At 65.0% G+C, this 10,395-nt stretch carries 10 protein-coding genes and 1 pseudogene; 4 read left to right on the top strand and 7 right to left on the bottom strand.

Annotated elements, in window-relative coordinates; genetic code table 11:
• Together JOY90_RS33690 and JOY90_RS33685 are read left to right on the top strand one after the other, a co-directional pair.
• A pseudogene (locus JOY90_RS33690) lies at window positions 1–139 on the top strand (monothiol glutaredoxin, Grx4 family); the annotation flags it as partial.
• Between the two features lie 331 nt (window positions 140–470).
• Window positions 471–1,754: a serine hydrolase gene (locus JOY90_RS33685; protein ID WP_291695408.1), complete on the top strand. Its 1,284-nt coding sequence runs from the start codon at window positions 471–473 to the stop codon at window positions 1,752–1,754.
• A 1-nt stretch (window position 1,755) separates the two neighbouring features.
• On the opposite strand, the gene JOY90_RS33680 is transcribed toward JOY90_RS33685, so the two are convergent.
• The 4 genes from JOY90_RS33680 to murI form a co-directional block, all read right to left on the bottom strand.
• Window positions 1,756–2,823 (bottom strand): threonine aldolase family protein, encoded by a 1,068-nt coding sequence (locus JOY90_RS33680; protein ID WP_291695407.1) that lies wholly within the window; start codon window positions 2,821–2,823, stop codon window positions 1,756–1,758.
• A gap of 47 nt (window positions 2,824–2,870) precedes the next feature.
• Window positions 2,871–3,488, bottom strand: coding sequence for a 30S ribosomal protein S4 (gene rpsD, locus JOY90_RS33675; RefSeq protein WP_291695406.1), 618 nt, complete (start codon window positions 3,486–3,488; stop codon window positions 2,871–2,873).
• Window positions 3,489–3,731: 243 nt separating this feature from the next.
• Window positions 3,732–4,505, bottom strand: coding sequence for an aldolase/citrate lyase family protein (locus JOY90_RS33670; RefSeq protein WP_291695405.1), 774 nt, complete (start codon window positions 4,503–4,505; stop codon window positions 3,732–3,734).
• Between the two features lie 20 nt (window positions 4,506–4,525).
• Window positions 4,526–5,323: a glutamate racemase gene (gene murI / locus JOY90_RS33665; RefSeq protein WP_291695404.1), complete on the bottom strand. Its 798-nt coding sequence runs from the start codon at window positions 5,321–5,323 to the stop codon at window positions 4,526–4,528.
• Window positions 5,324–5,491: 168 nt separating this feature from the next.
• Between murI and JOY90_RS33660 the strand changes: the two genes are divergently transcribed.
• Window positions 5,492–6,043 carry a cytochrome b/b6 domain-containing protein gene (locus JOY90_RS33660; RefSeq protein ID WP_291695403.1) on the top strand — a complete coding sequence of 184 codons (552 nt, stop codon included), beginning with the start codon at window positions 5,492–5,494 and terminating at the stop codon, window positions 6,041–6,043.
• A gap of 809 nt (window positions 6,044–6,852) precedes the next feature.
• Here the strand turns inward: JOY90_RS33660 and JOY90_RS33655 are convergent.
• Window positions 6,853–7,344 (bottom strand): arsinothricin resistance N-acetyltransferase ArsN1 family B, encoded by a 492-nt coding sequence (locus JOY90_RS33655; protein ID WP_291695402.1) that lies wholly within the window; start codon window positions 7,342–7,344, stop codon window positions 6,853–6,855.
• Between the two features lie 175 nt (window positions 7,345–7,519).
• On the opposite strand from JOY90_RS33655, the gene JOY90_RS33650 reads away from it, so the two are divergent.
• On the top strand, window positions 7,520–8,158 hold the full coding sequence (locus JOY90_RS33650; RefSeq protein WP_291695401.1) for a carboxymuconolactone decarboxylase family protein: 639 nt from the start codon (window positions 7,520–7,522) through the stop codon (window positions 8,156–8,158).
• Between the two features lie 88 nt (window positions 8,159–8,246).
• Here JOY90_RS33650 and JOY90_RS33645 read toward each other — a convergent pair whose 3' ends face one another.
• Both JOY90_RS33645 and purB read right to left on the bottom strand, forming a co-directional pair.
• A complete protein-coding gene (locus JOY90_RS33645; RefSeq protein ID WP_291695400.1) occupies window positions 8,247–8,486 on the bottom strand; it encodes a hypothetical protein in 240 nt (79 codons plus the stop codon).
• A 288-nt stretch (window positions 8,487–8,774) separates the two neighbouring features.
• Window positions 8,775–10,082, bottom strand: coding sequence for an adenylosuccinate lyase (purB, locus tag JOY90_RS33640; protein ID WP_291695399.1), 1,308 nt, complete (start codon window positions 10,080–10,082; stop codon window positions 8,775–8,777).
• Between the last annotated feature and the right edge of the window lie 313 nt (window positions 10,083–10,395).

Below are 10,395 nucleotides of genomic sequence, written 5' to 3'. Positions count from 1 at the left end.
GCCGACTATCCCGCAGCTCTACGTCAAGGGCGAATTCGTCGGCGGCTGCGACATCATCCGTGAGATGTTCCAGGCCGGCGAGCTGCAGCAGCTCCTTGCCGATAAGGGCATCGCGGTCGACGCCGCGACTTCGGCCTGAGCGTGACGACGCGCCGGATTGGCGCGGCGCAGCTCGAAGTCGTCGTTGCCGACATCACGACATTGGGCGTTGACGCCATCGTCGACGCCCAATGCAGGCCTCGATCGCATTTCCCGCCATCTCAACCGGCGTCTGCCGCTTCCCCGCCGGCAGCGCCGTTGCCGCCACGGCATTGCCTTCGGCGTCATTGCTGACGCGTATCATCTTCTGTTGCTTTTCGGACCAGAGAGCGCGCCTCCATGAGCGGGCCATGATGCGGCTTTAGCGGCCCTTGTGCCATTCTGGCCGGCGGCTACACTGCCGCGATTGCGTTGGGGGATGGGGAATTGCGATGAAGCTCATTCATATTGCAAGGTTGCTGGCTGGCGGCCTCTTATTGGCGACGTTCGCTTTGCCGGCCCATGCTCAAGGAACTTACGAAATTCCGGCTGGAGCGCATTTCAGCCAGGACAAGCTCGCCAAGGTCGGCGAGTTCTTCAGGAACGAAGTGGAAACGGGCAAGATCTCCGGTGCGATCGTCCTGATCCAGCAGCACGGCAAGCCGGTCTTTCACGAATCCTTCGGCGTCCAGGACGTGGTGAGCAAGGCGCCGATCACCGACAAGACGATCTTTCGTCTGTTCTCGATGACCAAGGCGATCACCGCCGTCGTCTCGATGCAGATGCTCGAAGAGGGCAAGATCAGGCTCGACGATCCGGTCTCGAAATACATCCCGTCCTTCGCCGACGTGAAGGTTGGTGTGGAGAAGAAGGCCGAGGACGGCACCTCCACCCTCGAGCTGGTGCCGCCCCATCATGTCCCGACGGTGCTCGACCTGATGCGCCATACCTCCGGCGTCACCTACGGCTTCTACGGCGATACCCTGGTCCGCAAGGCCTACCGGGCCGCCAACATCTATGCGGGTGATTTCGACCTCGCCGAATTCGCCGAACGGATCGCGAAGCTGCCGCTGCAGGATCAGCCCGGCACGCTGTGGAACTACGGCCATTCCACCGACGTGCTGGCGCGCGTCATGGAAGTCGCGGCCGGGAAGTCGCTGTATGAGATCGAGAAGGAGAAGCTGTTCGATCCGCTCGGCATGAGCGATACCGGCTTCTTCGTCACCGATCCCGAGAAGCAGAAGCTGATGGCGCAGCCGGTGCCGAACGACAGCGACTTCCGGGTCGGCCGCATCAATGATCCGACCAAGGTCAAGAAATGGCAGTCGGCCTCCGGCGGCATGGTCTCGACCATGGCGGACTATGCGCGCTTCACGCAGATGCTGCTCAACGGCGGCACCCTCGACGGCAAGACCTACCTTCAGCCTGCGACCTTCAAGCAGATGACGACCGATCAGGTCGGCCCCGGTGCAGGCATCGGACGCGACACCTTCTACTTTCCGGGCGACGGCTTCGGATTCGGCCTCGGCCTTGCCGTGCGGACCGATCCCGGCAACGCCAAGCCGTCGCCACCTGGCGATCTCGGCGAATTGAAGTGGGACGGCGCCAGCGGCTGCTATTTCGTGGTCGATCGCAAGCGGGACATGTTCTTCGTGCTCCTGGAGCAGACGCCGACCGAGCGTCAGCGCATCCAGCGGACCTTGAAGCAACTGATCTACGAGGCGCTGGAGAACTGATCTACGCCCCGCGCACGATCTCCCGCACCAGCGTCACGGTCTCCTCGATCATCGCGGCCGTGACGTCGAGATGGGTGCAGGCGCGGATGCGGCCGTCCATCACGGCAAGCAGCACGCCGCGCTTGTTCAATTCCGCGATCATCCGGCTGCCGGGCACGCCGGCGCCGTCGGGCCTGAAGAACACCAGATTGGTCTCGGGCTCCTGCACCTCGACGCCTTCGATCTGCGACAGCCCGCGCGCCAGCGCCCGTGCATTGGCATGATCGTCGGCGAGACGGTCGACGTGATGGTCGAGCGTGTGGAGACAGGCGGCGGCGCAGATGCCGGCCTGGCGCATCGAGCCGCCGAGCCGCTGCTTCCAGCACCACACCTCGTCGATGAAGGCGGCCGTGCCTGCGAGCGCGCCGCCGACCGGCGCGCCGAGGCCCTTGGAGAAATCGATCCAGGCGGAATCCCATCCCGCCGCCATGTCGCGGGCGGAGATGCCGGTCGCGACCGTCGCGTTCAACAGCCGCGCGCCGTCCATGTGGGTGGCCGCGCCCGCTTCATGCGCGATCGAGGCCACCTCGTCGAGCGCAGCCTTCTTCCAGATCGTGCCGCCGCCGATATTGGCGGTCTGCTCCACGCTGACCAGCGTCTGCGGCGGCTGGTAGCGCGAGCGCGGATGCAGCGCCTTGCGCAAGGTGTCGGGCGCAAACTGGCCGTCCGCTCCGGTCAGCGGCATGATCTGGAAGCCGCCGAGGGCTGCGTGCGCGCCGCCCTCGCGCGCGATGATGTGGGCGGTCTCATGCGCCAGGATCTCCTCGCCCGGCCGGCAATGCACCAGGGTCGCCGCGACATTGCACATGGTGCCGGACGGCATGAACACCGCCGCCTCCTTGCCGAGCAGCCCGGCGACGCGCTCGCAGAGCAGGTTGACGGTCGGATCGTCGCCGATCTGCTCGTCGCCGACCTCGGCCGCCGCCATCGCCTCGCGCATCGCCGGCGTCGGCCGGGTCTGGGTGTCGGACAGCAGGTTGATCCGGATCGGCGGCGCCTTCGGATCGCGCGGGGGAGGGGTGTAGAACATTGCAGTTTCCGGAAGCCAAAAGCCCCGGCAAAACCGGGGCTTTCAACTCAGCGCGAATAGAACTCGACGATCAGATGCGGCTCCATCTGCACCGGGAACGGCACGTCGGACAGCCCGGGGATGCGGATGAACTTGGCCGTCATCTTGGAATGATCGGCGTCGATGAAGTCGGGCACGTCGCGCTCGGCGAGCTGGGTTGCCTCCAGCACCGGGGTGAGCTCGCGGGACGATTCCTTGATCTCGATGGTGTCGCCGACCTTGAGCTGATAGCTGCCGTTGTTGACGCGGCGGCCGTTCACCTTGATGTGGCCGTGGTTGATGAACTGCCGGGCGGCGAACATCGTCGGCACGAACTTGGCGCGATAGACGACGGTGTCGAGCCGCCGCTCCAACAGGCCGATCAGGTTCTCGCCGGTGTCGCCCTTCAGCCGGCTCGCCTCGACATAGATGCCGTGGAACTGACGCTCTGAGATGTTGGCGTAATAGCCCTTCAGCTTCTGCTTGGCGCGGAGCTGCACGCCGAAGTCGGAGAGCTTGCCTTTGCGGCGCTGGCCGTGCTGACCGGGGCCATATTCGCGGCGGTTGACGGGGCTCTTCGGGCGGCCCCAGATGTTCTGGCCCATACGGCGATCGATCTTGTACTTCGCCTCACTGCGCTTGGTCATCGCGTCCTCTTCAGGTTCGATAGGGTTTGAGGAAACGCGCCCTCCTGTGCGGCCGGGAAACCCGTACCGCCGACAGATCCGGCCCCCAAAGCATCAAGGGACGGACCACGGGTCGCGAAACGCTTCGCGGGCCGAAACCGGCCCGCGAGCAGGCGGCTTTTAGGAGAAAACCCGCTATTTTGTCAATCGTGTTCCTCCCAATTCCGGTAGCATGGTCCGCGCAGCCGGGGGTCGAAAAGCGGCTCATCGCCTGATTCCCTGCAGGCTTGCGTCGATGCCGCGCGCAAACAGCGACCAGTCGAAGCCGAGGGCGAGCACGAGATAGCCGCGCGCGATCATCTGGTTGGCCTGCTCGGCGGTGCGGGCGACGCCGCCGATCACGACGCCGCTCTTGAGGATGCCTTCCTCGGCGCGCGCCATCAGCGCCTGCACCTCGGGGTCATCGATCTGGCCGCGCTTGTTGATGGAGGTGGCGAGGTCTCCCGGGCCGATCACGGCGACGTCGATGCCCGGCGTGGCCATGATCTCGTCGATGCGGTTGACCGCCTCGACATGCTCGATCGTGATCATGCAGATCATGTCGTCGTCGGCGGTCGCCATGTAGTCGCCCATCGATACGCCCCAGCGGAACGGCGCGTGGAACGGACCCCACAGCCGGTCGCCGCGCGGCGGGTAGCGCACGCTGCGTACCGCCTTCTCGGCGTCGGCGCGGCTCGAGACCATCGGAAAGTTGATGCCGAGCGCGCCGAGATCCATCGGCGCTTTCGCCAGCCACGGCTCGTTGGAAGCGATCCGTGCCAGCGGCACGCAGGGCGTACCGGCCGTCGCGACGATCATGGCATGGGCCGCCGACAGATCGATCGGGCCGTGCTCGAGGTCGACGACGATCCAGTCCAGGCTGTTCGCCATGATCCGCACGGTCTGCACGCTCGGGATGGTCGCGATCGCGCCGAAGGTCGGCTTGCTGTCGCGCCATTGTTGGCGCAGGCGGTTGAGCGGGGTGGGCGTCGCGGACATGGGTCGAAAAACTCCGAATATTACGCCGGCACGCGCCCGCCGAAAAACGGCATCAGTGTCCGGCTCAATCGATGCGGACGTTTCGAGGTGAAGATCATCTCGGCCCGGCAGTGGTGGGAGGCGCCGCCGGGTCCGCCTAGCAGGTCGATGACCCGCCGCGCGATCGCCGGCGCGGGATCGATCCAGGCCACGTCCCAGGGCGCGAGCGGGATCAGGCGGTCGAGCAGCAGAGGATAGTGCGTGCAGGCCAGCACCACCGTGTCGGTGCGCGCGGTTGCGTCCGCGCCGTCGCCGACGAAGCAGGGCGCAAGCTCGGCGGCGATGTCCGCATCATCAACCTCTTCGCCTCCGAGCGCGCGCTCGGCCAGCGAGGCGAGCTCCGGCGAGCCGACCAGCGTCACCTCGCAGTCCTGTGCGAAATCGCGGATCAGGCCCCGCGTGTATTCGCGCTGCACGGTACCCTTGGTTCCCAGCACCGAGACGCGGCGCGTCTTCGACTGCGCGCAGGCCGGCTTGATCGCCGGCACCGTGCCGACGAAGGGAAGGGTGTAGGCGGCGCGCAGATGCGACATCACCAGGGTGGAGGCGGTGTTGCAGGCGATCACGATCAGGTCGGGTGCGTGCGCGGCCATCAGTTCGCCGACCAGCGGCACCACGCGGGCGACGATCTCTTCCTCGCTGTGATGGCCATAGGGAAAGAACGCGTCGTCGGCGACATAGACATAGTCGGCGTCGGGCCGTACCGCCACGATCTCGCGCAGAACCGAGAGCCCGCCAAGGCCGGAATCGAACACGAGAATCGTCGGAGGTGATGGCACGGTTTGATCCTACCCGATCGGGGCACACGATTCAGGTGTTTTTCGGAGGAAAGCGCATGGGTGCGGCGAAGTGGATGCAGCCTGGATGGCGGTTTTGAACGATTCAAATCGTCGGGAGGCGAGCCGCCGGCTATCAGGATGACCCGAAGCCAGGGGCAATATCGGAACATGATTTTGAACACAAGGTCGGACTGGGGCAGCGTGGCGCGGGCCTTTCACTGGATCCTCGGCATCGCGATCCTCGGCATGATCGCCTTCGGATGGTGGGTCAACCATGTGCCGGCGCGGCCCGACCGCTTTTTCTGGCGCTCGATCCACGCCGACATCGGCTATGTCGTGCTGCTGCTCACCGTCGTCCGGCTGATCTGGCGCGTGGCGAATCCGACGCCGGAGCTGCCTTCCGACGCGCCGCGCTGGCAACGGATCGCCGCGCAGGTCAGCCACTGGCTGCTTTATCTCGTCACCATCCTGGTGGCGATGCTGGGCTGGGCGATGTCGGGCGCGCGCACGCAGAACTACGCGGACTGGTTCGGCCTGTTCAGGGTGCCGCAGATCACCTCGCCCGACCGCGCCGCCGAGCACGCCTATGAGGAGCGGCATATCTTCTTTGCCTATGTGCTGCTGGCGCTGGTCGTGCTGCATGTCGCGGCGGCCGTCTGGCATCATTTCATCCGGCGCGACCGCGTAACGATGCGAATGGTCAGAGGTGGGCAGAGGTAGTGTCCTCATTGAGGAGCGTTCGGTAGGGTGGGCTAAGCTTCGGCGCTCGCTCGGAGAGCGAGGACCGAAGCGTGCCCACCATTCTCTCTGCGGTGCTTGCAATGGTGGGCACGCTCCTGCCTTTGCGTGGCAGGCTTCCGTGCAAGATGGCGCTTTGCCCACCCTCAGAGCTCGGCTTGCGAGACATGGCTGCACGTTCTCGCGACGGAATTCGTCCGAGTCCTGCGAAACGATCGCCCTCGAAATTCAGGAGGGCGCAGGGAAGGCCGGGTATCGACCGATACCCATGGCCCCCGTGCAACAAAAAGCACGGGGTAGGAACCACAGGCTCGGCCGGATAACCGGCCTTCCCTGCGCGATGGTTTTAACGCTTATACGTGCTCTCCCCGGGGAGCGGGCTCTCTTGCCCCCGTCGCCCGTGTGATGCGAAGCATCATCACGAACTTGACGCCAGCGTCGCGACGCCAGGACCACACGATTTCGCCGTCCGTGCGATGCCGCTCGTCGCGCTGCATCGACACGTCCACCGCATCCCGCCTCCCACGTCCGTGACGACCGCGAAGCGCCCCTCCATTGGAGGCGGGACGAGGCGGATAATGCCACTGATTTGGGGTCGGCGTCAAACAAAATTCCGAAAATCGGAAGCCGTGTCCTGCGGCCGATTGGCACGACGGGTGCTGCCCGCGTTTCGGCGTCGCCGTAGTCACAATCGATTGAAGGATTCTGACCCCCGTGAGCTCGGCCGCGCGTCAACTGATATTTCAGCGATCACTGAAATGATGGCTGCGAGATGCCGCGGCCGGTGCCATTCACAGCAAACGTTGCCACCAGCCGACATCGTGCCAGCGGCCAAACTTGAATCCGACCTCACGATAGATGCCGAGCGGTACGAAGCCGACCGACTCGTGAAGCGAGACGCTTGCGGGATTAGGCAACGCGATACCAGCAAAGGCGGCATGAAAGCCCTGCCACTTCAGCTCTGCCAGGAGCTCGGAATAGAGCGCGCGCCCAACTCCGGAGCGTCGCGCTTCCGTTGCAACATAGACCGTTGTGTCGACAGAGTGGCGATAGGCCGCACGGTGAGCGTGCCTGCCTGCATAGGCGTAGCCGCACACTTTGCCGTCGTTCACAGCGACAAGGTACGGGTGGGTCTGCAAGGTCGAAGCGATGCGCTCGGCCATCTCTTTCACCGAAGGTGGTATCTCTTCAAACGAAATCGCGGTGTCGGTCACGATCGGTGCATAGATACGCTGAATCGCCGGGGCGTCGGCGGTCGTGGCGGTCCTGATCGCGATCGGCAACTCCGACTCCTGACTCCCTCAAAATTACTTCGAAGCTTAAGGGACAAGCGCTCTCCTGGGCAACGCCGCGTTCGAGGCCAGGAAATTTAAAACAAGCCTCGCACGCGGTACGACTTGCGCGCGCGGCGGTAATGGAGAGAATTTTCGCTACCAGAATGCCACAGGGAGAACCGCCATGAGAGCTTCGACGATTGCCGTGTGCCTGACGCTGCTCGCCGCAGGTTGCGGCGCGAGCCGCGCCGATGAGGCAACGCGGTTTGCGCCGCTGACGTCCGAGCAGCTCACGCCGCCGCAGAAGGCCTGGGCCGACGCCATCGCGGTGCCGCCGCGCAACGCGAAATTCGGCAACCCGCCGTACCGCGCCTATATCCGCAATCCCGATCTCGCACCGCGGCTCTCGGCGCTGTCGGACTATCTGCGCTGGAACAGCTCGCTGCCGCCACGGCTCAGCGAGCTCGCAATCCTGATCACGGCGCGGCAATGGACCGCGCAATATGAATGGTTCGCGCATTATCCGCTGGCGATCAAGGCCGGGCTCGATCCGTCCGTGGCCGACGGCATTGCCCATGGCGTTCGGCCCGAGAAGATGAAGGACGACGAGGCCGCGCTGTACGATCTCGCGATGGCGCTCTACCGCGACAAGAAGGTGACGGATGACGTCTACAAGGCGGCGCTGGACAAGTTCGGCGAGCGCGGGATCATGGATGTGATCGGCATCATCGGCTATTACGACCTGGTCTCGATGACCCTGATCACGATGCAGGCCGGCGCGCCCAATGACAGCGTCCCGCCGTTGCCCGTGCCGGCGAAATAACGCGCGATGCCGGTCGTCCGCCGTTCCTGGACCGAGCTTCGTCCTGACAGGCGCAGCCGCAATCGGCGCTGCGCCTGATTCGCCGAAGCTATTTTCGCGCTTGGGCAGGCGCGCTCGCGCTCGGTGTCGTGCTCAGTGACATCGACACGCTGCCGTAGCCGAAATAGGCGAGCCCTCCGAACACGATGGCGAACAGGATGGCGCTCATGATGGCGCCGCCGATACGGCTGCCGAAACCGATCGTGTTGCCAATCAGGTTGATGACGAACACGACGAGTGTTGCAACGAGCACCGGCTCGAACCAGGCGTATTGTTCAGGCAACAGCATCGGTCGTCTCCCCAGCATTGCGCGCAACAGCGATGGGCAGCGAAAGCGTTCTTTTGAAGGCAGCCGCGCCGTGTGACACTGATGAGACGTCACGTGCGGAGGTTGTAGTTGCAGCGTGGGCTAGGCGGCCACGTGCAACGAACCCTGCCATGCAAAAGGCGGGAGCGTGCCTACCATCCCGGAGCCGTACCGTCGAGAGAATGGTGGGCACGGCGCTCCGCGCGATGCGAAGCATCGTCGCGAGCGCGCCTTAGCCCACCCTACGACTCATCGTAGCGGTCGCCGAGTTCACGGCCCGCCGAACACACGCCTGAAGATCGTATCGATGTGCTTGAGATGATAGCCGAGGTCGAACTGCTCCTCGATCTCGGCGTCGCTGAGGTATCTTTTCACCTCGGGATCTTTCTTCAGGAGCGTCTGGAAGTCGCCTTCGCCGCGCCAGACCGGCATGGCGTTGCGCTGCACCAGGCGGTAGGCGTCCTCGCGGCTCGCGCCCTTCTGGGTCAGCGCCAGGAGCAGCCGCTGCGAATGGACCAGCCCGCCGAGGCGGTCGAGATTCTTCTGCATGTTCTCCGGATAGATCAGCAGCTTGTCGACCAGGCCGGCGAGGCGGTTGAGGGCGAAATCGAGCGTCACGGTGGCGTCGGGGGCGATCATGCGCTCGGCCGAAGAATGCGAGATGTCGCGCTCGTGCCAGAGCACGACGTTCTCCAGCGCCGGCGTCACATAGGCGCGCACCATGCGCGACAGGCCGGTGAGATTCTCCGACAGCACCGGGTTGCGCTTGTGGGGCATCGCGGACGAGCCCTTCTGGCCCTCCGAGAAGAACTCCTCGGCCTCCAGCACCTCGGTGCGTTGCAGATGGCGGATCTCGACCGCGAGCCGCTCCACCGAGGCGGCGATCACGCCGAGGGTGGCAAAGTACATCGCATGGCGGTCGCGCGGGATCACCTGGGTCGAGACCGGCTCCGGGGTCAGCCCCATCGCCTTGGCCACGTGTTCCTCGACCCGTGGATCGATCTGGGCGAAGGTGCCGACCGCGCCGGAGATGGCGCAGGTCGCGACTTCCGCACGCGCGGCCACCAGACGCGTTCGGGCGCGGGAAAATTCCGCATAGGCATAAGCGAGCTTGAGGCCGAAGGTGACCGGCTCGGCATGGATGCCGTGGGAGCGGCCGATGGTCGGCGTCATCTTGTATTCGAAGGCACGGCGCTTCAGCGCGATCAGCACCCGGTCGATGTCGTCGAGCAGGATGTCGGCGGCGCGACTGAGCTGGACGTTGAGACAGGTGTCGAGCACGTCGGAGGAGGTCATGCCCTGGTGCACGAAGCGCGCCTCGGGGCCGACGATCTCGGCGAGATGGGTCAGGAAGGCGATGACGTCGTGCTTGGTCTCGCGCTCGATCGCGTCGATCCGTGCCACGTCGAAGATCACGTCGCGAGCCTTGGCCCAGACCGCTTTCGCGGCCTCCTTCGGGATCACGCCGATCTCCGCCAGCGCGTCCGCTGCATGCGCCTCGATCTCGAACCAGATCTTGAAGCGGGTCTGCGCCTCCCAGATCGCAGCCATTTCGGGGCGGGTGTAGCGGGGGATCATCGCGGGTCTCCAGTCGGGCCGGGCGGACCACGAGGCGCTTCCCGGCCAATGAGTTTTTACGCCGCGCTTTAGCAGATCGGGATCGGCGGGGCCACCGGCAAGGCAGAGCAATCGCATTATGGTTCGATTGATCGCCCCGCGGACGGTGCATTCCCTCCCCCTGAAAGGGCAGGGCTATCGCATATGGGAAGAGCAGAGCGGTTGGGCCCACCCTCCCCTGGAGGGGGAGGGTCGGCACGCGATCGAGCGAAGCGAGATGCGTGCCGGGGTGGGGTGACGGTCTCTCCGTATTAGACAGTGTGCGCGCGGAAGC

It is taken from the genome of Bradyrhizobium sp. (assembly GCF_019242285.1).
Lineage (GTDB): Bacteria > Pseudomonadota > Alphaproteobacteria > Rhizobiales > Xanthobacteraceae > Bradyrhizobium.
This window is presented reverse-complemented; position numbering and strand designations above follow the sequence as displayed.